This is a genomic window from Pseudoalteromonas galatheae, from assembly GCF_005886105.2.
Classification (GTDB): Bacteria; Pseudomonadota; Gammaproteobacteria; order Enterobacterales; family Alteromonadaceae; genus Pseudoalteromonas; species Pseudoalteromonas galatheae.
The window spans coordinates 2,714,824-2,736,465 of the sequence record NZ_PNCO02000001.1 but is presented as its reverse complement, the minus strand read 5'-3'; the positions used below and the strand labels follow the sequence as shown (position 1 = coordinate 2,736,465).

The following is a 21,642-nucleotide window of genomic DNA, read 5'->3' as shown; positions in this document are numbered from 1 at the left end:
ACGTAGGTCGCCATTTATGGCGACTAATAATGTATCTCTTTGGTTTTGCCTCGCTGGTGAAGTGATATCAGGCAAAGTTGAAGACTGGATTCAAAAAATAATTCGCGACATAAAGTCGCTGCTACGAATTGTTCGTAGCTGTAGATGGTAATCATCTAAAGATCGCGGCGTGAAGCCGCTCCCACCCGACCAAATTCAGCTCGGCGTTGAATAGATTAGTCCGTTGCTTGTCATCGCCGAAGCGACGAAAGGTAAAATTGCAGGGCGGGGTCAAAAAACAAGTCACGACATAAAGTCGCTGCAACGAATTGTTCGTAGCCTTAAATAGCAACCACGGTAAATAATTGAATTTTTGTATAACAAATTCAAGCGGGCTGAATGTTTTGACTCGTTGTTGAAAGTAAGTGTCGATAAAAGGTACTCTCAAGGCTAGTTCTCAACACTTAGCGCTCAGATTAGTTGCTGCGACATAAAAGCTTAGGTTAGATTGTCGGCTTTTCTCACATTGCGCGTGGTGTTTGCGACTATCGCGATTTATAAGGTATAAAAATGATTCCAATAAATAATTCAATTGTTTCCGGAGTAGCATTGTCGGAAATAAATGGCGAAACAAAAATGCTACTGATGAAGCGAACGCAAGGTAGCTTCTGGTGTCATGTCGCAGGCTCAATGGAAGAAGGTGAATTACCTTGGCAAACCATTGTTCGAGAGTTTTATGAAGAAACTCAGATAGAAGTAACGGACCTGTACAATGGCCAATTTTTAGAGCAGTTTTATGCATCCTATTCCAACGTTATTGAGGTTATTCCTGTATTTGTAGTCAAGTGTCCAGCCAATCAAGAAGTGGTTCTAAACGATGAACATACTGACTTTGAATGGTGCAATTTAGAAGAAGCATTGAAGCTCGCACCTTTTCCAGCGCAACATGCAGTGTTTAAACATGTATGGGAGTATTTTGTAGATAAGCCTATCAACGAGCTTTTTCGTATAAAGCTTGGCTAACGAGCAGTTCGGCAAAGTTGAAGATTGGATTTAAAAGAGTCATAGCTGCACGTTGTTTGTAGCCACAGACCGAAACCATAAAAGATCGCGGCGTGAAGCCGCTCCTACCCGATCTACTTCTTGTCAGTGTAGAATAGCCCGCTGCTTCTGGTCGGCAAGGCGATATAAAAGCAAAGTTGAAGACTGGATAAAAAAAAAGCTGTGATATAGAGCCGCGGCTACAAATTGTTTGTAGCCACCGACGGAAACCATAAAAGATCGCGGCGTGTACTTATCGCCTTAATGGACGGTAATAGGGAGATCGTTTACCACTAATGATTGGCCATTTTGCTGAGCACGAAGAAAGCTTGCTACCAAAATATCGTTGGGTAGGGTGCTGATGTCGTTAACGGTTTCGACCATGCAAAACGTAATGGACTCCCAACCTAAATCTTTAATAAAGGTCTTAAGCTTGCTGATGTTATCTTCATAGTTTTCATCTGTAGTCAGCAGGCCGATGGAGTGTTTATTGCCGAGTTTGTATTTTCCTTGCTGAGTGATGGCGCATTTAGCGTAACCGCTCAACACATAAACTGTATTTGTGCTTTTGTTCATATTGGTAATGTTTTTTGGCTGAATTATGATTTTGATTTCATATGCATTTTTTAAACCAAGCTAGTAAATATCGCTCCGCTGTTTTCTTATGTATTGAAAGTATTGAGAAAAATTATTAGTGATTTGTCTTGGGTGTTGCTCCCACAAAAGGCGTCAATTTTTTGTGAGATTGAATGATAGGGGTTGCGCTTATGTTTACCGTTGTGTCGAAATCAAGGGGAGTGGGTGTATTATTTGTCGCCATCAATGGCGACCTACGCGGGAGGCGTAAGGTTGTGCTGCGAAATGCTGGCTTTGCTTTCTTTGTTTTGACAAGTTGTCTTTAAATTATCTCGTTAATCTTGTTGCTGGTACGATGAGTTGTTACTCTCAAGTTCAATAAACAAAATTAAAGGCAATATCATGCAGGAGTTTTTAGAAAAGTTTGCAATCACCACCAAAGTGAATGTGGTATGGGGAGAAATGGATGCATTGGGGCATGTGAATAACGTGTCGTATTTTCGCTACTTTGAAACTGCGCGAATCGATTTTTTGACTCAAACGGGCTTACTTTCGGTATTATCAGAGCCTACCCATAGTCCGGTTTTGCGTGATACGTACGCGCAATATAAACGACCCGTCACTTTTCCAGATACCTTGCATATTGGTTCATATATCACTGATATCAAAGAAGATCGTTTTACCATGCGCTACGAGGCTTTTAGTGAATCGCAACAAGCAGTATGCACAACGGGGTATGCGAATGTGGTGATGTTTAATATGAAAACAGGGAAAAAATCGCCAATTCCAGAGAATATGCTGGCTATATTGAAGCAATACGAGATGGACGATAGTCAATAGAAGCATGGAGCTTGGGTGTTTCGTTGTATTAAAGTTTTAAAAATTGTCGCGGCATAAAGCCGCTACTAAGCTAATACGAGATTGCGCGATGATTTTGATACCAAAAGGTGAGTAAAGCGATAAATGCCAACATTAACCGCTAGGCAGAATATCAAAGTGATAGTGACTGCTATCCAAGCCGAAGAGCAGTCGCTTCGATCGCGTTATCCTATTTTAAACTGGCAAAACAGCATTGCGATGGTGATTTTGCTGTTGTCGTTAACTGCGTTAATTGGCGTTGCCTTGCTTTACTATTTTGCCGTTATTCCTGCATGGCTGTGCATTCTGTTGGCGGCTTTTATTACTTCTATTTCTCATGAACTTGAACACGATTTGATCCACAAGCAGTATTTTAGTGACCGTCCATTCGTATATCATTTTATGATGTTAGTAGTGTGGATGATGCGACCTAATACAGTGAATCCTTGGTATCGCAGGCAAATTCATTTACATCATCATAAAGTGTCTGGCACTGAACAAGACCTAGAAGAGCGCTTGGTGGGTAATGGTATCCAATCTCTTTGGTTGCGAGCTGTGGTCATTACAGATGGATTGCTAGGTTTATTATTGAATGCCAAGCAGTTTAGTCGAGAAGTCAAGGGTTTTACGTTTTTACAAGTCTTTAATGCTGGCTTTCCGCTTGCTACGGCTTATTTTGCGACTTTATATGGTGTGATTGCTTATTACGTGCTGCAATTTATACAACCATTTGAATTACCTAGGTGGGGAGCAGATTTACTAGCGGTTGCTGAGTTCTTTATGGTGGTATTGATTATACCTAATATGATCCGTTCAGCATCTTTAAACCTTGTCACATCTTCAATGCATTATTATGGTGGGGTGAATAATGTGTTAGAGCAGACCCATGTGATCACCAGTTGCTGGTTTTTACCATTTCAGTTATTTTGTTTTGATTTTGGCCGCACGCACACGATCCACCACTTTGTGCCTAATCAGCCATTTTATATTCGACAATTAATAAGTAAAAAAATACGTCCGGTTATGGCCCAGCATGGCGTGCATTTTGATGACTTACAAAGCTTAAAAAATGCAAATCACTACTCGGTCAAAGTCCAGGTTAGTCAAAAATAAAAAGCTGTTTACTGCAAAAGCTTATTCAACCGTTAGGCGGTTATTGATATCGCGACTGGTGAGTATCTGCGAGGCATCAAACCCGGTTGAACGTTTTGCCATGCGATCATATAACAACACATTGACTGTCGCGGCTAAGTTCATGCAGCCTATGGTTGGTACATACACCACGGCATCGGCGGCATCGACGATTTCTTGTGGCAGACTGCCATCTTCAGGACCAAAAATGTATAACGCATTGTCGGGGTGAGTAAACTGTGGCAGTGGGGTTGCGCCCTCTACCAGCTCAACACAGACAAGCGCACGGCCTGCTACTTTTAAACTGATGAAATCATCAACTTGTTTGATGGGAATATTGTCGGCAACGTTTTTTGTATCCGTATGATACTTTGCAGCCCTTGCGTAACGATTGCCGCTAAAGTAGATGGCTTGCGCATCATAACAACCTGCGGCCCGTAATACGCCACCCACGTTGGTTGGTGATTTAGGGTTTACTAATCCGATTGCTACAAATGACTCGTTCATACTTTTTAATTCTCACTATACTGGCAGTAGTGCCAGCAAAAATTCGACGAGCGATTATATCATGCGCTTGATTTTGTGCCAGTTGGTATTGTAGGAGTAGGGCTGGTGTTGTCGGGCTAAAGCTCGACCTACGTTTTTGCTGGGGTCGAGCAATCTGCGTTTTCGGGATAGAGCAGATGTTGTCGAGCTAAAGCTCGACCTTCAGAAGTGGGTTTAGTAGTCTTCTAACTCATCGTCAGATAAATCGTTTGATTTTCTATAGCCTGGCTTTGCTAAAATCTCAACATAAAAGGAAGTGAGGTTTTCAGTTTGCGTTTTATCAATCAATTTGTTTAGTTGTGATAGGTGCACTGGCTCGGCTTCTGCTTCTGTATTACCAAACTTACAATCAAAATCCCAATAATCAGCCCCTGCAGGCAGAGTTTTGTTGCGCTCGCGCTTTAGGTATTTTTTAAGCTCATGCTTAACCGCATCAACGCGTCTTTCAAGTTTGATTTTCGGGTGAATTAGTTCAAATGTCTTTTTCATAGTTGCCTTCAAGCAAAAAATACTCAATCGGCAAAACAGTATGCCTGAGTAGGTAATGTGTATTGATTTAAGCGTAAAGCTTACACTCGAATAAATACAGAAATGTAGTAGGGTATTTTACGTTATATTTTATGAGCTGGCGAGGGACTTTGTGAATGCCGAAGAGAATAAAAGCTGAATTGGTTGCGTGAGTTCGCAGCCAACTCATGTTACTAAAGTAGCTGTTGATTATGACGGGTTAATTCGTGCTAGGTTGCGTTACGGTCGCGGCCGCCAATCTACGCTCCAAGCGCTCTAGCTTTTCTGCCAGTGCGGTTTGCGTCATTTCTATTTGGGCAAGGCTTCCTCCGATCTCAATTTGTTTCGAGTCTCGGCTTTGCGTTTGAGACTTTAACTGATCAACGTCATCATTGATTGCGGCAATTTGGTTTTTGAGTACGTTAGCTGCTTGCTGTTGCTCTTCTATTAGCGAGAGTTTTAAAGCAAGCTCCGTTTGGCTCTGAGATAGTGCTTCCACCCTAGTAGTTGTACTGGTTTGGCTTTTAGCATTATTACTTGCTTGTTCCTCAAGCTTTTTGATTTCTGATTGGTTTCGTCGCCACGCTGACGCCCACAGTTTATCCATCTGTGACCAAAGCTCGTCTGTGCGCTCGGTAAGTGTGTTCAACTTTGCTTGCATTGCACCTGCAGACAAATCCATCTCTTCATCTGTGGCAGTGAGCGTATGCTCAAGCTCGGCAATGCGTTTTGTTGATTCGAGTAATTGCGTTTGTGTTGCTGAAAGCTGCCCATAGAGCCCAAATACTGATGCGGCCAGAGCAATAATGGCAGCAATGCTTATCCAGTTTATGACACCTGTTTTTTGGGTTTTTATTGCTTTTGATTTGGAGGAGGTGTTCGACGTAGATACCTTATTATTCGCTTGATTGAGAGAGTCTTTAAACGCTTCAACCTGATCTAAATCGGGCGTAATACTTGGTAGCTCAGGCTCAATTCTTTTATCCAAGGTATATTCCTCTTTTTCGGGTTTATCTGGAACTCTGGCAGCTTATACCAATTGAGTAAATTCTCCAACTATTAGAAGTATACATAGCGATATTATCAAATGGCTTAATGGTGTGTTGATCATTGTAGGTGGGATTGGATATATGCCTGAATGATGCTGTAGCAAAACGGCTGCTCTGATGTAATAGGCGCGCAGAAAACGTAAATCAACTGCGTTTTCTGCGCTATTCTAGACGCTAGCGGTTTTTGCTTTTTAAAAGCTCATTGAGCTTCTCTTCAACCCGCAAAATATCTTCTTTGGTCGCTAAAACTTGATCAGGTTTGCCTTGCTCTTCTTCATGCATTACTTGCATCGCATCGACGATAATACCGATAAAAAGATTAAGTACCGCAAAGCTGGTGATAATGATAAAGGGTACAAAGAACAACCAAGACTGCGGAAATAGTTCCATAGTCGGACGGACAATTCCCATTGACCAGCTCTCTAGCGTCATTACCTGAAACAGTGTGTAAGCTGAGGCGCCAATGGAGCCAAACCACTCTTGCATGTTGGGATCTGGGTGTTGGCCAAATAATTTTGTTGTGAGTACTGCAGACACATAAAACACAATGCCAAGTACGCCAATTACTGAAGCCATACCCGGTAGTGAGTGTCCAAGGGCACCAATAACCCGACGCATCTGAGGAACAACAGAAAATAGTCTTAAGACCCTTAAAATTCTAAACGCCCGTAGCACCGACAAGGCTCCAGTTGAAGGTGCCCATGAGATAGCGACAATAACGAAGTCAAAGATGTTCCAACCGGACTTGAAAAATTTCAGACGATAAACAATCAGCTTCAACAAGAGTTCAAGGGTAAAAATCATCAATATGACAAAGTCAATCTTGTGCAGTAGAGCTGCATTGTTTTTGCCAAACTGAGTCGTTTCTAGGCCCAGTGTCACAGCATTAAACAAAATTACTGCAATCAGAAAGTTCTGAAACAGTTTAGCCTCTACGAGTGCAGTTAGCTTTGACATTACGTTGTTTGGTGGTGTCATGTATCTAAAACGAATAGCTAAAATAAGTACGCCATAATGTAGGGCAAATCATGGTTTTTCAAGATTAAAATAACCAAAACACGATACAATTGTTCTAAAAACCGCAGCAGTAGATTAAGTTAGCTGCTTTGGTGAGTTATTGAAATCTTTGCTTTATAAACTAATCCTCAGGCCCGAGTAGGGTATAGGTAAGATGTTTACGCAGATCTTTTAAAATCACTCCTTTTTTCAGCATGGCGGCGCTTAAACGCTTTTGCCATTTTAGAAGATCCGGCTTTGCGACTTCCAATGCCTGTTCATTCTCAAATTGGAAAAAGAGTATTAATGAGCCGGGGAACAAGTGATATTCCACATCAAACCAACATTGCACCATGCCGGGAATTTCTGCACGAGCTTGTTCTTCGAGTTTGTCTGCAATGGTGAGTACCAAAGCTTGCTGTTTTTCTTGTACTTTTGAGAGCTTTTTCATAATGCTATGGATGTAAGAGGCCAAAAGCCTAATTATACCCAAGCTTTTGGGCTATCAACAACTTTGTTGGTGGTTGCACGCTCAAAGTGAATTGCTTTTTCAATTCACTTTGAGCCGCTTTTTTCGAATTCCTGTGCTGACAGCGCAAGTTTTGGTAGCGGTAGTTGGATTACTTCTGTGCTGTAGATCTTTTAAATTGGGTTTTGTAGAGATGAAATTAAATACATCGCTCCGTTTGGCTCTATATGGCCGTCGCAGTTGCCGCTTTCTATTTGAGCGGTGCTCAATGCGGCTTGACCATCGGTTGGTAAATAAAGCGCTTTTGATACACGTCTGCAGCTTTTTGATTGGATAGTTTGCTGTTCGACGATAAGAATATGTCCACCGCCTATCACGTAAGCGTTGGGAATGTTGGTTTGCGCTAGAAAGGCGACTTTGCAGGCTTTGTCGTTATTGAAACCGTTTGCTATTATCTCCTTAGAGGCTGGGGTCGAAACGGTAATGACACATTTTTCACCAATGGATACAGCGTATTGTCCCAGTTGCCACTTTGCTGCTACTTCGCCTTGTGCAGCCGCTAAATTACTTATGCTGATCGTTGCTATAAGTGCTAAATATTTCATGAAAGCCTTCTTGCATATCCCTATTCATCATTGTGTGGTCACTTTACATTAGTATCTCATCCTGCAGTTTAGGCATCTGCTCGACCAACAGGGCTAAATATTTTATTATCATGGCAGTATAAATCTTATGCAAGGAGCATAGTCTGTTATGACCAAGGAAAAATCGTTATCACTTTCTACAAAGCTGAAGTTTTTGTTTGCTGCAATTGGCAAGCATTTGGGCCTTATCTCCATTGGCATTCCGTTTTGTATTGTTGGTGGATTCGCCATTTACATTGGGGCAACTGAGCAATACGGTGCAGGTATTGGGGCTGTTATTTTTGGTGCTATATTTATCTTGATACCTCTTGGAATGTACGCTTTTTCCCTGCCATCAAGTATTCGCTACTACTACGAAAAAGAATTGACGAAAGAGTTTGGTAAGCACCTTTTCGGCACCATCACTAACAAAAGAATTGAATCTAACACTTATGTTCACCGAGACGAGTATGACCGGGAAGTGGAGCATCAGGAGACTTTCTATTTCGTTGAGTACAGCTATCAATTTCAGGGCAGCCGTGAAGGTGAGTTTATTCTGGATAACAAAGATTTTTATGACAAGTTGCAGGTTGGAGATGATTTACCTATCCAAGTATTGACGGTAAAACCAAGCGTAGCAGAGCCCAGACTCATCAAATTAGGAAAGCGCTACGGACTTAAGCCCGCTGAAAGTTACTAGGCTAAATATGCAATTGATTGAGGCTTACGCTTCAACCAGTTGACGCTGAAAATACCCTTTTAGAAAATCGAGCAGTAAGCGAACTTTTTTAGAGTTGGCATTGCCTTCAGGGAAAACGCCATAAACATGTATGTCTGGCAGGGTGTAATCTTCTAATACAGGAACCAAAGTTCCGGCTTGTATTTTTGGTAACGCGTCGTAAGTTGGAATTCGTCCAAGACCATGACCACCCTCCACAAAAGCGGTGCGTGCCGCTGCATTGTTGGTGCTTATATCGCCCTTCATCGTGATGCTATAGGCCCTAGCCCCTTTACTCAATGTGAGCGCCCCCGATGTCAGCTTGTAAATCACCCATTGATGCTGGTAGAGATCGGTGGGGTGTTTGGGGACGCCATACTTTTGCAAATAATCTGGCGATGCGCACAGACAGGTTTCTAGCACTGAAAGTTTACTGGCTTGCAAGCCTGAATCGGGAAGTGGGGCACCTCGAATGGCCAGATCAATGCCTTCTTTGATGATATTGACGACTTCATCTGTGAGCATGATATCGAGCTGGATCTTAGGATACATAGCTCTAAATTCATTGAGTGCAGGCACTATGGTTTGCAAGCCAACATTAACAGGGCAGGTAAGCTTTATTAGACCGATAGGCTCTTTCTTTAAATTCTCAATTTGCTGGTTTGCGGCAAAGGCTTGCTCTGCAATCACACGGCAGCGCTGGTAGTATTCGCGACCTGCTTCTGTAAGTGAAATGGTGCGAGTCGAGCGATTGAGCAATTTTATGCCTAACTGTGACTCCAGTTTTTTAACATGGTAGCTCACCACTGCGCGAGACAAATTTAAATGCCTAGCGGCGCCACTTAAAGTGCCTTGCTCGATAACTTGGGCAAAGACAACCATGCTTTTGAGTTGCTCAAACGAAATATCCACGCACTACTCCATCGACTTTGATAAATTCATTGTATCAATTGTTTGAACAAAGAGTTAGCTTTTGTCTGCATTGTTTAACTAGTCTTAAGCTCATACTTTTATATTTATCCGCAGGCTAAATAGTCTGAAGTTTGAACAAAGAATGAGAGGTAATTTTGATGACAGCAAAGAAAATTTTAATGGTGCTAACGTCACATGCAGAACTAGGCAACACAGGTGAGAAGACAGGGTTTTGGATTGAAGAGTTTGCTGCACCTTACTATGCCTTTGTGGATGCAGGGGTAGAAGTAACGCTTGCTTCACCAAAAGGTGGTCAGCCGCCAATTGACCCAAAAAGCGAACAGCCTGATTTCCAAACCGACAGTACTAAGCGCTATTTTGATGATCAAAAAACGCAGGAACTGGTGGCAAATACGCTGCCGCTAGCAGAGGTGAACGCGGCAGATTTTGACGCCGTATTTTACCCAGGCGGTCACGGACCTCTATGGGATTTAGCAACAGATACCAATTCAATCCAATTGATCAGTTCCTTTTTAGCTGCAGATAAACCAGTTGGTGCGGTATGCCATGCAACCGCTGTGCTGATGGATGTAAAAGCTACATCGGGCGAATATCTGGTAAAAGGTAAGGTGGTGTCTGGTTTTACGAATAGTGAAGAGGAGGCCGTCGGGCTAACTGATGTCGTGCCATTTTTATTAGAAGATGAGCTGGTTAAACGAGGTGCAGATTTCCAAAAAGTGGATGACTGGAATGTGTTTGCCATTAGAGATGGCTTACTGTTTACAGGACAAAATCCAGCAAGCTCTGAACTTGTCGCTGAGAAAATGCTGACGTACCTAAACCAGCTGTAACCTGCTTATCAAAAGGAATAAATCATGAGTAACGCAATAAACCAAGCTCAAAACGCACAAACGAATCGTCGCATTACCTTGGCGTCGCGCCCACATGGTGCACCAACGCAAGAAAATTTCAATTATGAAGAAGCACAGATCCCAACGCTAAAAGAGGGAGAGGTGCTTCTTCGTACCGTCTTTTTGTCGTTAGATCCTTACATGCGTGGCCGTATGAGCGACGCAAAATCCTATGCAGATCCGGTTGCTATCGGCGAAGTGATGGTGGGTGGTACGGTATGCCGAGTCGAAGAATCGAATAACCCTAAATTTACCCAAGGTGACTGGGTACTCGCGATGAGTGGCTGGCAGGACTATAGCGTTTCGGATGGCACGGGCTTACTTAAGTTAGATAACAATTTACCCAACCCATCATATAGCTTGGGCGTTTTAGGGGTGCCAGGCCTTACTGCCTACATGGGATTGATGGATATCGGCCAGCCAAAAGCTGGAGAAACTGTAGTGGTTGCTGCAGCAACAGGTGCTGTAGGGAGCCTTGTTGGACAAATAGCAAAACTGCAAGGCTGTAGAGTAATAGGTATTGCTGGTGGCGCTGAAAAGTGCAGTTACGCTACTGAGGCACTTGGTTTTGATGTCTGCCTTGATCATCGTAAGGATGATCTCGCAGAGCAGTTAGCTCAGGCTTGCCCATCTGGTATCGACGTCTATTTTGAAAATGTGGGTGGTAAGGTGTTCGATGCGGTTATGCCACTGCTTAACTCAAGTGCTCGGATCCCACTTTGTGGGTTGATCTCTCAGTATAATGCCACTGAATTGCCACCAGGACCTGATCGTATGTCTATGTTGATGGCGACACTGCTTACTAAGCGAGTGAAAATGCAAGGCTTTATTGTATTCGATGATTATGGGCATAGATACAACGAGTTTAGCGAAGCGATGCAACCATGGTTAAACGCGGGCAAGATTAAATACAAAGAGCATCTAGTTGAGGGTATGGATAATGCTGTTGAGGCGTTCATTGGCTTACTAGAGGGTAAAAACTTTGGCAAGCTTGTTGTGCGTTTAGGTCCAGACGAGCTGGTATAACTAAATTTTAGGAAGGATAAATCGATGTTAACTGTTCACCACTTAAACGAGTCACGCTCGACAAGAGTGCTTTGGCTTTTACATGAACTCAACATGCCTTATGAGCTTGTGGAGCACGAGCGAAACTCTGAAACGCGCCTTGCGCCTGAAAGTCTTAAAAAGGTGCATCCACTTGGAAAAGCCCCCGTGTTGGTCGATGACAGCCTAGTCTTATGTGAGTCTGGAGCCATCATGGAATATCTGCTAGATAAGGCGGAAAAAAGTAGTTTGCGACCAGATGTGGGGACACCTGAGTACTATCAATATCAAGAATGGTTGCACTTTGCTGAGGGGTCATTGGCGCTGCCGGTGATCGCGTCTTTGATGATGAAGATGGAGCAGCGTACAGGCGATAAACCAATGGATGGCTATATTGCTAAAGAAGTAAATGTCGACTTTTCTTACATAGATGCCACACTTGCTAAGCAAAGCTATTTTGCTGGCAACGACTTTACCGCCGCAGATATTATGATGACGGTGATGCTAGAAATTGCAGATAAAGTCGGTTTGCTCACAACGCGTGGCAATATCAAAGCTTATCTTGAAAAAGTGCAAGCTCGCGGTGCATATCAAGCTGCACGAAGCTATGGTTAGCGTTTTTAAAAGCCAGAGCTTTGCTCTGGCTTTTGCATACGATTCCTTCTACTACAGATCACTCCGTCAATATGCCTGCTTTTTCATTTTTTGGCTTGGCTTTTCTGCCGTTTAATAAAATACCAATCACCGTATTTCTAACCAAATAATGGTAGCTAATAATGCCTACCGTCACCGTCAGAGATAAAGCAATAATAAACTTGATGAAGGCAGATACCTCCATGTTCGTAAGAGGAAATTGAATATACATAAGTACAGGAATATGGATGAGATAAATCCAATAGGAGGCATCTGAGATATAGCGACTTTGTTTGTTAAATCGACTCAACCATTTGAACCCCGCTAAGTAAGCGACAGCTGTCCAGCTGAGGATGGCGATGGTTTGAACTACAACGCTGATCAAATTGATTTTTTCAGGCGCTGCGTCGCCTGTTTTAACCGCGATTATAACTTTTTCAAGCGACGGTGGTGGCGGCAAAAAGTAAAAGTATGCAACCAATGAAGTGCAGGCAATAATTAATAACCAGTTGAATTGCTTTGAGTAGCGAGTTACCACTCCATGATGATGAAATAGTCCTGCACCCAACAAAAACAAAGAGCCATAAAACCCGTAAGCCCACCAATGAGGTTGCAGTTTATCAGGAGCTGGAAATGGCACCATCAAATTGACCATAGATACGATGACAATAAGCGGTAACACGGCACATAAAAAGATTGGTTTAACAACGGTATCAAGGATGTGTTGATAAAACTGTGGAAACTTGTGTAGCAGCCAAAATAACACACAGAACTGGCTTAAATACCATAAAAACCATAGATGCATACTTGTCACCTGAGGCTCTTTTATCTGCTGCATAACATCAAATAACGGTGGTGGGGCGCTGGCAACGCTGCTGCCCCAATGCATCGCATGTAATAACACCAACAAGGTGAGCGGTAGAAAAATAATAAAGGGAATGAGTAGCCGTTTTAACCTGTTTTGAATATAAGCGTTACCACCTCGTTTTTGAATAAGCAGGGCGGCACAAAAGCCGGCGATGATAAAAAATAGTGGCATCCTGAATAGGTGCGTCCACATGGCGAGGTAGTTAAAAAAGACATTTTTGTTTGGATCGACACTGATCCAAAGGTTATGAAAATAAGGGCCGTGCGCCAAGGCCGCATGAAAAACAACGCCAAGCAATAGTGCTAAGCCTCGCATATTATCAATATAATGAAAGCGCGCGTTACTGTGCATTTCGCTGTCCCTTTACTAGATACTTGTCAGTTGGTTATACTATATTTTCTTGCCCAATAAAATATTGAAGAAAAGCGAACTCTTTAGACTGAATCGTTGTTACGAAAACATTTAATAACAAATAAAGTAGATGATCGACTTTATTTTTATCCTGGTTTGGACTCAAAATAGAGACTTTATCTCGCTGGAAACGGAGCCAGAATGAAAACAAAATTGATATTTGTAAGCGCAGTATTAGCGATAGGGTTAGTGGGGTGTAATAGCGACAGTAGTGGTCCACATGGCGGGGGGCAATGTGGTGGTGTTGGTAACTCAAGGTTTGATATAACTGGCTTTACCCTCGGCGAATTTAGCGCTGATAAGGTGGATGAATGGGTTGACACTGAGTATGATGGCGTTGAACCTATTTCGTATCAAACACTCGTATTTCAACTTAAAGCTGATACGCAGTCTGTAGCGCAATTAAGCGCACCGAGCTTTAAGTTCTCTTTAATTAGCACCGCTTATGCCTGTTCACCTGTTCCTCCGTATACCGATGAAAAAATTACGGATATAAACATAACCTCTAGCGCTGCGTTTAGTGACGAGTTACCTGCAGGTTCAAGCTTAAATGAGGTGTTTGACATTGTCTATATTGGTTCTGATTACTCAAATCAGGTTGATTATCGTGGGCTGGATAATGGCGAAAAAGACTACTTTTCAATATCCGAGTTTTTAAATATTGAAGAGAAAAGAGCCAGCAAATTTATCCAGTTTGCACTGAATAGTGAGCCCACCTATAAGCAGAACCATGTATTTTATATTGAAATTTCACTGGATACCGGCGAACAGTTTTCGCTAGAATCTCAAGAACTCAGTTTTATCGAATAATACTAAAAGTATCACACCACAGCGTTAAGCTGTGGTGCTGTGTTCACTGCTTTGAATACTTGATTGAGGCGGCTCCAGCTGCGCTTCAATGGCGTGGATCAGCAACATCGCTTTATGCCACTGTTGTGAAAGTTGCCACATTTCCGACAGTGTATTGATATTGCTTACCATCTTATCTATCGCTAGTGACGCGTGAGTACCTGCTAGAATTAAGTCATCTTTCACATCGTCATGTAAACGTTGCAATGCCTCTTGCGCCGACGATAGTTCTGCAGGTGTTATGCTTTGCTCATGTAAACTGGTTTTCATAAAGTGGCTAAGCTGGGCTTGGTATTCATTCAATTGTGCATGCAAGTCATGGTGTTCTGCGAGTTGCTTATATGGAGCGTGTTCCCTTAACTGCTCTACACAATGGCTACATGTAGACAAATACTGCTCAATACGCATGAGTTTAGCGAGTAATGAGGTGGTCTGGGGTGATAATGCTGATTGCTCTACCGACACAATAAAAAGGCTAATCTGCTGACACAGTGATTGGATTGCATGGAGTGCCTGTTCAATCGCGAGTTTATCGGTCGGGAGTAGGCATTTATCAAACTGGGCTAACACCTTATCTGCAACGAGTTTGGACTCAAGCAATAAAGCATTGATTGCAAGTTCAGGCGTTTGAGCGATGGTATTATCCAAAAAGCGTGGTCTTGAAGCCGTTTCCTCGGCACTGCAAAAGCGTTTCATTAAAAAGCCAGCGAGCCTGTCATTAAGTGGAAAGATGAGTAGCACACCCAAAATATTAAACAAAGTATGAAAAAGTGCCAATGACAAGGCGGGATCAGCAGTGACGCCGAAAAGCGCGGTAAAATAGTTGATGAGATAAAACAGCACAGGTAATACCGCGAAAGCGACGACCGCGGTGAACACATTAAATATCACCTGAGCCGCCGCGACGCGTTTGGCATTAGCTGTTGCGCCAATGGATGCCAAAATAGATGTTGATGTGGTACCGACGTTTGCGCCGATAACCATCGCGCCTGCGGCATATAATCCAATCATACCACTAGCAGCGGCGGTAATGGTCAAGGCGATGGAAGCACTGGAAGATTGAGTGAGGGTTGTCATCACCATGCCCACCAGCAAAAAGGTCAACATGCCGCTTATTCCCTCTGCGGTAAACTGGCTTAAATCAAAAGCAGCGACAATATGCTCAAACGCGCCTTTGAGAATATCAATGCCGATAAAAAATAGCCCAAAACCAACCAAGGCCATGCCTGCTGACGCTAGTCGTGAGCGAGGTAGTAGCAACTTCATCAAGGCGCCAATACCAATCAAGGGGAGTGCGATAGCTTGGATATTAAATTTAAATCCAACCGCGGCCACTAACCAGCCAGTGATGGTGGTGCCAACATTGGCGCCATAGACGATACCAAGCGCCTGATGCATGCTGATAAGACCCGCATTCACAAAGCCCAAAGAGGCCACAGTAACCGCGCTGGATGATTGCACTAAGGCTGTCATGCAAAAGCCAGAAGCAATACCGCGCTGAGGGGTTTTGGTCCACACTCCAAGTACTCGACGCAGCGACGAACCGGCTGCTAATTTTAGGCCGTCTGTCATCATGCTTATCGCAACTAAAAATATCCCCAAACCGCCGAGTAGCGTTCCTGCAAGTTGAAGTGTTTCCATATCCCTTCCACGTATTACATTTTTACTCTGTTTGCTTGTTGCACAATATCACTTTTGTTGTGCGTTGCTTTGTTTAACGTCAACTTTTACATAAGTTGTAATTAGCAGCTCTGAACAAAATTAAGTCGCTAGGATTTTGAGCTCAGACCTTTCAGAAATTGCATGGGCGTTACGCCGTTCCACGACTTAAATGCACGAATAAAGCTACGTTCATCTGAAAACTGCAGCGTGTGCGCCACCTCATACAAACTACTACCTTGAGTGAGTCGCAGTTTGGCTTGCTTGTTCTGTACGTTGTTTTTTAGTTGCCTAAAATTGGTTTGATACTCAGCGAGCCTTCGTCTTAATGTTGCTGGACTGATATTGAGCTTGTCGGCTATTTGTTCTTGGCATAATATTCCCGCGTTAAGTTCACTATAGACTCTATCAAGCAAGTTAGCATGGTCGTTAATCGACTGCTGGTGATGGAGCGTGTTTGCTAGTGAATGGTAAATGGTGCTGAGCGTAAGATGCTCTAGCTTCGCTAAATCTAATGATTGATTCGTTTCTTGGTATTGATAGGTGAGTAAGTAGCGATTACTTAAGGGTTTAATGGGAATGTGGGTGATAACCGAATTTAGCAGCGAGCTTGAGTCACTTTTGGTCTGTACTTGTGTGAGTTGAACTTGGGTGGTTTCGGCGCACACGTATTTTACCAAGCCGTGGATCAATACCAGCATGCTATCTAACATACAGCGAGAAAATTGTGCGTCAGCGGCCGTGGCGTAGTCAAAGGCTGCATCATCAATTATGTAACTCACTTGAGTGTGAGATACCTCACAAAAATTGTAAGTTCCCGCATGGATAAAGTTATAGCCACGGGCAAGCTCTTGTAATAGCTGAGTAATGGTACGGCAATGGCGCAGACTATTGAATACAAATTCGTTGGTGCCAGGCAGAAGCTTTTTACGGTTAAGGTTTAGGCTTTCGTCATTGAGCTCGACAGCACAGTGTTCCATCACGCGCATAAACTCAATGGCATCTAGGGCGTCAATGGCTTTATTGATAGCCAAATACTGCGCGACCGCAGCAAATTCCAGTTTTGCTGCGGTGAGTGTGTGCTGCATCAATTGCACGTAGCAAGGTGCAATGGCGGTGTTTGACATAAATACGTAAGCTCATCCTGTCACTCTCAACAATTCAGTTAATCAACATCAACTCAAGATAGCAATAGTTTTGCGTTGCAACTTTAGTGCAGTATTTTGTCACCACCCGCAGAGGGGGCTGCTAGGGAGCACTTAACCAATTTTTGATTTGGTTGATTGCACTGGGTTCCCAGCCAAGCTCTAGGTGGTTGGTGGTCACAACCGCGGAGCCCGCCAAGTTACTTATTCCCGTGCTGTCGATGCAGCTACTGATAAATACAACGCCATCGGAAGGGCCGGTATGCTCATTGTGAATAAATGCCATATCGGCCTGATCGCCACAAAGATTATAAACTTGAACGCTGCTGTCGGTGCCAGTGCTACGAACTTGGTCTACTAGTGAGTTGACCGTAAACGCTGCGATACCTCGGCCTTTGCTCACAAACCCTAAGCCACCGTAGTAAGTGGTATACCAATCTTGCTCTGTGGTGGGTAGTGCATATTTATCATCTAGTGCTTTTAGCATCTGCGCAGAGCCGGGAAAGTAAGGCGAGTCGTAAACCCACTCAGAACTTGAATACCATAGGCCAAAACATAATATCTGATCATGCGCAGTAGGCCCATTTATGCTGCCGCCACATTGCGAATAAGCACCATAGGTATGATTAACACCGTGACGAAATGACCAATCAATGCCGTTGTTGGGGGCACCGAGCATCACCAGTTTGCGTACGTCACTGTTGAATTTAGTGCTCCAAGCATTGGTCAAAGAAGAAATATACATACGGGCATTAAACGCGCTTTTTGACCAAGTGACTAAATCGACTTGCGTTGCACCCGTCTTATTTTTAACCTGAGCGATGGCATTGGCTATCTGCTCCGCCCAGATAAAGCCATCGCCATTTTTATGCGCCAGATTTAAGGCAAAAACTTTATAATTATCATTGGCAAGCGCTTGCATTAAGCCTTGCGAAGGGCAGTTTTGTCGACCACAGCCGTAACTACCGGCCTCGTTTGGATTTGCCCAAGCCAAATCGGCATCTTGATTGGCACCGTGGATCAGCAACACCGGTGTTTGGCGGCTGTTACTATCCCAACCCGGCGCATGATAAAGCAGAAACTGCGCAGAGCTTGGTTGGCTAGATGCAAAGAAAGTAGCGCGCTGACCTGATTGATCGCCACGGCCGTCGGCAGGAAAGCTTTCATTGCCAATATGCCCTGAGTTATCTCGCCACCTTTCAACTTTTTGCCAGCCATTATTAATACCTGAGGTATAGGTGGCTTCAAGTGTCGCTGAAGCGTGCGCTAAACCACTTGCTGCAAGTGAGATAAAAACGAGCAAACCATAAGTATGAGTGCGCAACGCCGTGTTTGTGTTTTTCATATTCTTATCCTAGGTCAAGTCATGTTTTAACTGATTGGCGATATTACTGCGCGCGAGCTTGCAGACGTCGAGCACGGCAAAGGAGAAAAACGCATGTATGGTATTTTCAAAGCAGGTTAAAGTATTAAGCACACCCGCTTGCTTTAGTTTTTTAGCGAGCAGTATTCCCTCATCGTAAAGTGGGTCGCAGCCGGCAAGCAACACACTGGTGGTAGGAAGGTGCGTCATGTCTTCAATAAATAATGGCGAGACATTGACGTCCGCCGCACTTTGTTCGGGTGCTAAATACCAGTCGCAGGTGTCTTTTATTGCGTCTCTGGTTAGCAACAAGTTTCCATCGCCATACTGCATGCGTGACGGATAGGTTTCATGGGGAGAAAAAGAGTCAACCACAGGGTAAACTAGGTATAAGTTACTTAGGGTGTTTGGCTGTTGTTGATGTAAGTTATGCGCTGCAACAAGCGCTAAGTTGCCACCCGCACTGTCACCCATCAGGGAAATCTTAGTAGGGTCTAGCTCCAACCGCTGGTGGTTTTCTTGCAGCCAATCCACTACAGCGATTACTTGTTGCAGGGCGCATGGGAATTTATGCTCAGGCGCAAGGCTGTATTCGACGCTGAAAAAAACGACTCCGGATTGCTGGCATAAGTCTTTTACCAGTCCGCCATAGCAGTCGACATCTCCTAAAGACCAACCGCCGCCGTGGACAAACACCACCGCAGGACTGGGGCTTGCCAAAGACTGCGCTGGGCGGTAACAGCGAACGCCCACGTGAATACCATTGTGTTCAATGTGTAGGTCTTGGCTACTTACTTGTGCGTCAACCTCTCCCGCGAGCCCCAAAAACATCGCTCTTGCGCCTTGTCGTGAGGTCTCAATGGAGATTTCGATGTCATGAATGTCGCCAGCTTGAGCCGCGAGATCGTCTAACAATGCTTGTGTTTGTTTGTCTAATTTCATAATTAAAACTTATATTTAAGGTTGATACCGTACGTTCTAGGCGCGCCGTAATAACCAAGTTGAACCCCAGGTGCTGCGCTAAGATCGAAGCCGTGTTGACGATAGCGTTTATCGCCTAAGTTTTTGCCGTATAAACTTGCTTCCCAACTGTCGTCCGCGGAACGGTAGTGTAGTGACATATCAAAGAGGGTGTAGCCAGACTGTGCAAGTACCTCTGAGCTGCTCACGGTAAGATAGGTTTTACTGCGATAGGCGGCACTAGCACGTAGTGAAAATTCACCTTGTGTAAAGGTGCTAAAGAAGTATTCAAAGCCTGCGCGGCCATTCCATTTGGGTGAATTAACCAGCTCCCTTTCATCGCTGACTTCTTTACCAAAGTCGCCGATGAGCTCATCATAACCGCCCCCTAAATAGCCCAGGTTGAGGTTCAGTGTGAGGTTATCGGAAGCCACGGCTTCGAGCTCCATTTCTGCACCATAAATAGTGGCTTTACCTGCATTTTCAAACAGTGATAAAAACGCGCCGGTGTCGGGGTCGATAGAAAAGCGGCTGAGCTGAAAGTTTTTGTAGTCATTGAAAAAAGCTGCGGTATTTAAGCGAATATTCTGCTTATTCAATAAAGACTTAGAGCCAATTTCATAGCTCCACAAGGTTTCTGGTTCAAAAGGTTGTGCAAATGAGGTGATCCGGCCGTTAAAACCGCCACTTTTAAACCCTTTTCCAGCGCTCAGGTAAATCATGCTGTCGTCAGAGATGCTGTAATCGAATACCACTTTTGGGGTAAACTCTTTCCACTCCTTGGATGCGCTGTAGCCTGTAGGGCTATAGCCAATGCCTGTGCCGAATACCGCCTCCATTTCCTCTGCTGTTGTTACACCGGTGCCAAAAAACTCCTCGCCTTTGGATGTGACTTCTTTTTTCTCAATGGTGTAGCGTGCGCCAAGCGTGACGTCGAGCTTTTCAGTCAAAGACCAAGAGAGGTTAGCGTAGAGGGCTGAGCTGGTATTTTCTTGGTCGCGTTCTCCTGCGTTAATCACAGGCCAAGGCAGGTAAACGTCTGGTGACACCATAACGAAAAAGTCCGGAGCAACGGAGCCGCCAAAACTCAGATCGTCCTCATTAAAGTAATAGAGCCCAGATACCAAAGAGAATTTGTCGTCTTTGTATAACCATTGAAACTCTTGGCTTATCTGCTGTTGATCTTCGAAATTAAAAATACCAAATGATGCATCAGGGGTGGCATCTAAGTCTAAGTGTGTGCGGTATTCCATTTCGCGTCGAGCAGTGATGGATTTAAATACCGAGTGTCCCGTGAGATATTCAAGCGTTAAGCTCGCTCCCGAGGTATCGAGCTCTTCTAAATCATTGTAGTTAACGTCGACGACAAAAGGGTCTTCCTCGGGTGCATAGTAGCCTTCTTTTATCACAGAATAGATAGGCGTTTCTCGATGTGGGGTGCGTGAGCTTGAGGGAGATGCGTTCGAACCATCGACGACTAAATAGGCCGAAAAATTCTCACTTGGTTGATAAAGTAAGCTGCCGCGCCACGCTAGGGTATCTTTGTCATGGTCGTCACTATTGTTATAGCGATTCTCACTAAAGCCATCTCGGCTACTTTTGGCAATCGCAAATCGCCCAGAGAGCGTGTCTTCAATCAATGCGCCGTTGACGCTAGCTTTTATCGTCCGAGCATTATAATTTCCAAGCGCCACGCTGACATATCCTTCGTTATCTTGCGAAGGTTTGGCACTACTGAAACGCACCGCGCCACCTATAGTATTGCGACCGTAAAGGGTGCCTTGTGGACCACGTAATACCTCGATTTGCTCAGGGTCGACAACATCTAAAAAGGCACCTTGAACGCGCCCAAGATATACGTCGTCGAGATACACACCAACGCCGGGGTCATTAAAGGAGATAGAGTCAATTTGGCCAACTCCGCGAATATAAATGACGGCGTTGGAAGCATCACCTGAGTGTAGGTTAAGGTTCGGAACGTGAGATGCCAAGTCTCCGAGATCTTGTACGTTCATCTTCTCAAGCTCTGAGGCGGAGAGGGCGGTCACTGCAAGCGCGACATCTTGTAGATTTTCGGTTTGCCGCGTTGCGGTAACACTGATCCGCTCAATTTTTTTGCTTTGCTCAGCGCTTAGCGTGGACTCCGCTTCGGCATAACTATGGCCTGATAATACTGCCGCTATCAGAAGTGACAAGGTATGCCGTGGCATACCTTTGGTTGAACTGACTCTATGTGATTGAGTTGCTGCAATCATGCTGAGTAACCTTTCGTCGTTATTATTATGTTCTTCAGTATAGGAATGAAGAAAATTCAATAGCTAGGACAAAAACAGTCAACTTGATGAGCAAATTAGCTCAGGGTAGAGTAAATAACCTGTTGCCCAAATACGCTGT

General features: G+C 44.0%; 22 protein-coding genes. 8 read left to right on the top strand and 14 right to left on the bottom strand.

All coding sequences use genetic code 11. From position 1 onward, the window contains the following. Nucleotides 1-549 precede the first annotated feature (549 nt). On the top strand, nucleotides 550-1,002 hold the full coding sequence (locus CWC29_RS12135; protein WP_138521911.1) for an NUDIX hydrolase: 453 nt from the start codon (nucleotides 550-552) through the stop codon (nucleotides 1,000-1,002). Between the two features lie 279 nt (nucleotides 1,003-1,281). Here CWC29_RS12135 and CWC29_RS12130 read toward each other — a convergent pair whose 3' ends face one another. Beyond that, a complete protein-coding gene (locus CWC29_RS12130) occupies nucleotides 1,282-1,596 on the bottom strand; it encodes a hypothetical protein (protein WP_128725944.1) in 315 nt (104 codons plus the stop codon). A gap of 402 nt (nucleotides 1,597-1,998) precedes the next feature. On the opposite strand from CWC29_RS12130, the gene CWC29_RS12125 reads away from it, so the two are divergent. Together CWC29_RS12125 and CWC29_RS12120 are read left to right on the top strand one after the other, a co-directional pair. Further along, nucleotides 1,999-2,436 (top strand): acyl-CoA thioesterase, encoded by a 438-nt coding sequence (locus tag CWC29_RS12125; RefSeq protein ID WP_138521910.1) that lies wholly within the window; start codon nucleotides 1,999-2,001, stop codon nucleotides 2,434-2,436. Nucleotides 2,437-2,559: 123 nt separating this feature from the next. Continuing rightward, entirely contained in the window at nucleotides 2,560-3,567 is a 1,008-nt protein-coding gene (locus tag CWC29_RS12120; RefSeq protein ID WP_138521908.1) for a fatty acid desaturase, read from the top strand. 21 nt (nucleotides 3,568-3,588) lie between these two features. Here CWC29_RS12120 and CWC29_RS12115 read toward each other — a convergent pair whose 3' ends face one another. The 6 genes from CWC29_RS12115 to CWC29_RS12090 all read right to left on the bottom strand — a co-directional run bounded on the left by CWC29_RS12115 (nucleotide 3,589) and on the right by CWC29_RS12090 (nucleotide 7,757). Continuing rightward, the gene (locus CWC29_RS12115; RefSeq protein ID WP_138521906.1) at nucleotides 3,589-4,092 is read right to left on the bottom strand and encodes an RNA methyltransferase; all 504 of its coding nucleotides are present in this window, start codon (nucleotides 4,090-4,092) and stop codon (nucleotides 3,589-3,591) included. Between the two features lie 213 nt (nucleotides 4,093-4,305). Further along, nucleotides 4,306-4,620 carry a DUF6172 family protein gene (locus tag CWC29_RS12110; protein ID WP_010370561.1) on the bottom strand — a complete coding sequence of 105 codons (315 nt, stop codon included), beginning with the start codon at nucleotides 4,618-4,620 and terminating at the stop codon, nucleotides 4,306-4,308. A 238-nt stretch (nucleotides 4,621-4,858) separates the two neighbouring features. Then, nucleotides 4,859-5,626 (bottom strand): hypothetical protein, encoded by a 768-nt coding sequence (locus CWC29_RS12105; protein ID WP_138521904.1) that lies wholly within the window; start codon nucleotides 5,624-5,626, stop codon nucleotides 4,859-4,861. Between the two features lie 235 nt (nucleotides 5,627-5,861). Continuing rightward, nucleotides 5,862-6,644 (bottom strand): ion transporter, encoded by a 783-nt coding sequence (locus tag CWC29_RS12100; protein WP_128725939.1) that lies wholly within the window; start codon nucleotides 6,642-6,644, stop codon nucleotides 5,862-5,864. Between the two features lie 181 nt (nucleotides 6,645-6,825). Then, a complete protein-coding gene (locus CWC29_RS12095) occupies nucleotides 6,826-7,134 on the bottom strand; it encodes a hypothetical protein (RefSeq protein WP_138521902.1) in 309 nt (102 codons plus the stop codon). 191 nt (nucleotides 7,135-7,325) lie between these two features. Beyond that, the gene (locus tag CWC29_RS12090) at nucleotides 7,326-7,757 is read right to left on the bottom strand and encodes a hypothetical protein (protein WP_138521900.1); all 432 of its coding nucleotides are present in this window, start codon (nucleotides 7,755-7,757) and stop codon (nucleotides 7,326-7,328) included. 148 nt (nucleotides 7,758-7,905) lie between these two features. On the opposite strand from CWC29_RS12090, the gene CWC29_RS12085 reads away from it, so the two are divergent. Beyond that, nucleotides 7,906-8,475, top strand: a complete 570-nt coding sequence (locus tag CWC29_RS12085; protein ID WP_138521898.1) for a hypothetical protein — start codon at nucleotides 7,906-7,908, stop codon at nucleotides 8,473-8,475. Between the two features lie 24 nt (nucleotides 8,476-8,499). On the opposite strand, the gene CWC29_RS12080 is transcribed toward CWC29_RS12085, so the two are convergent. Then, on the bottom strand, nucleotides 8,500-9,405 hold the full coding sequence (locus CWC29_RS12080) for a LysR family transcriptional regulator (protein ID WP_128725936.1): 906 nt from the start codon (nucleotides 9,403-9,405) through the stop codon (nucleotides 8,500-8,502). Between the two features lie 158 nt (nucleotides 9,406-9,563). On the opposite strand from CWC29_RS12080, the gene CWC29_RS12075 reads away from it, so the two are divergent. The 3 genes from CWC29_RS12075 to CWC29_RS12065 are packed head-to-tail and all read left to right on the top strand — an operon-like array spanning nucleotide 9,564 to nucleotide 11,975. After that, nucleotides 9,564-10,256, top strand: a complete 693-nt coding sequence (locus CWC29_RS12075; RefSeq protein WP_128725935.1) for a type 1 glutamine amidotransferase domain-containing protein — start codon at nucleotides 9,564-9,566, stop codon at nucleotides 10,254-10,256. Nucleotides 10,257-10,280: 24 nt separating this feature from the next. Further along, nucleotides 10,281-11,342, top strand: coding sequence for an NADP-dependent oxidoreductase (locus CWC29_RS12070; RefSeq protein ID WP_138521896.1), 1,062 nt, complete (start codon nucleotides 10,281-10,283; stop codon nucleotides 11,340-11,342). A gap of 24 nt (nucleotides 11,343-11,366) precedes the next feature. After that, nucleotides 11,367-11,975: a glutathione S-transferase family protein gene (locus tag CWC29_RS12065; protein WP_128725933.1), complete on the top strand. Its 609-nt coding sequence runs from the start codon at nucleotides 11,367-11,369 to the stop codon at nucleotides 11,973-11,975. A 58-nt stretch (nucleotides 11,976-12,033) separates the two neighbouring features. On the opposite strand, the gene CWC29_RS12060 is transcribed toward CWC29_RS12065, so the two are convergent. Beyond that, nucleotides 12,034-13,212, bottom strand: coding sequence for an acyltransferase family protein (locus CWC29_RS12060; protein ID WP_128725932.1), 1,179 nt, complete (start codon nucleotides 13,210-13,212; stop codon nucleotides 12,034-12,036). Between the two features lie 201 nt (nucleotides 13,213-13,413). Between CWC29_RS12060 and CWC29_RS12055 the strand changes: the two genes are divergently transcribed. Next, the gene (locus CWC29_RS12055; protein WP_162847781.1) at nucleotides 13,414-14,082 is read left to right on the top strand and encodes a hypothetical protein; all 669 of its coding nucleotides are present in this window, start codon (nucleotides 13,414-13,416) and stop codon (nucleotides 14,080-14,082) included. Nucleotides 14,083-14,106: 24 nt separating this feature from the next. Here CWC29_RS12055 and CWC29_RS12050 read toward each other — a convergent pair whose 3' ends face one another. The 5 genes from CWC29_RS12050 to CWC29_RS12030 form a co-directional block, all read right to left on the bottom strand. After that, nucleotides 14,107-15,762 (bottom strand): Na/Pi cotransporter family protein, encoded by a 1,656-nt coding sequence (locus tag CWC29_RS12050; RefSeq protein WP_128725931.1) that lies wholly within the window; start codon nucleotides 15,760-15,762, stop codon nucleotides 14,107-14,109. A gap of 128 nt (nucleotides 15,763-15,890) precedes the next feature. Beyond that, complete coding sequence (locus CWC29_RS12045; protein WP_138521894.1) at nucleotides 15,891-16,907, bottom strand: helix-turn-helix domain-containing protein; 1,017 nt, start codon at nucleotides 16,905-16,907, stop codon at nucleotides 15,891-15,893. A 121-nt stretch (nucleotides 16,908-17,028) separates the two neighbouring features. After that, the gene (locus CWC29_RS12040; protein WP_138521892.1) at nucleotides 17,029-18,270 is read right to left on the bottom strand and encodes an esterase/lipase family protein; all 1,242 of its coding nucleotides are present in this window, start codon (nucleotides 18,268-18,270) and stop codon (nucleotides 17,029-17,031) included. Nucleotides 18,271-18,279: 9 nt separating this feature from the next. After that, nucleotides 18,280-19,230: an alpha/beta hydrolase gene (locus tag CWC29_RS12035; protein ID WP_138521890.1), complete on the bottom strand. Its 951-nt coding sequence runs from the start codon at nucleotides 19,228-19,230 to the stop codon at nucleotides 18,280-18,282. 2 nt (nucleotides 19,231-19,232) lie between these two features. Further along, nucleotides 19,233-21,503 (bottom strand): TonB-dependent receptor, encoded by a 2,271-nt coding sequence (locus tag CWC29_RS12030; RefSeq protein ID WP_138521887.1) that lies wholly within the window; start codon nucleotides 21,501-21,503, stop codon nucleotides 19,233-19,235. Nucleotides 21,504-21,642 lie beyond the last annotated feature (139 nt).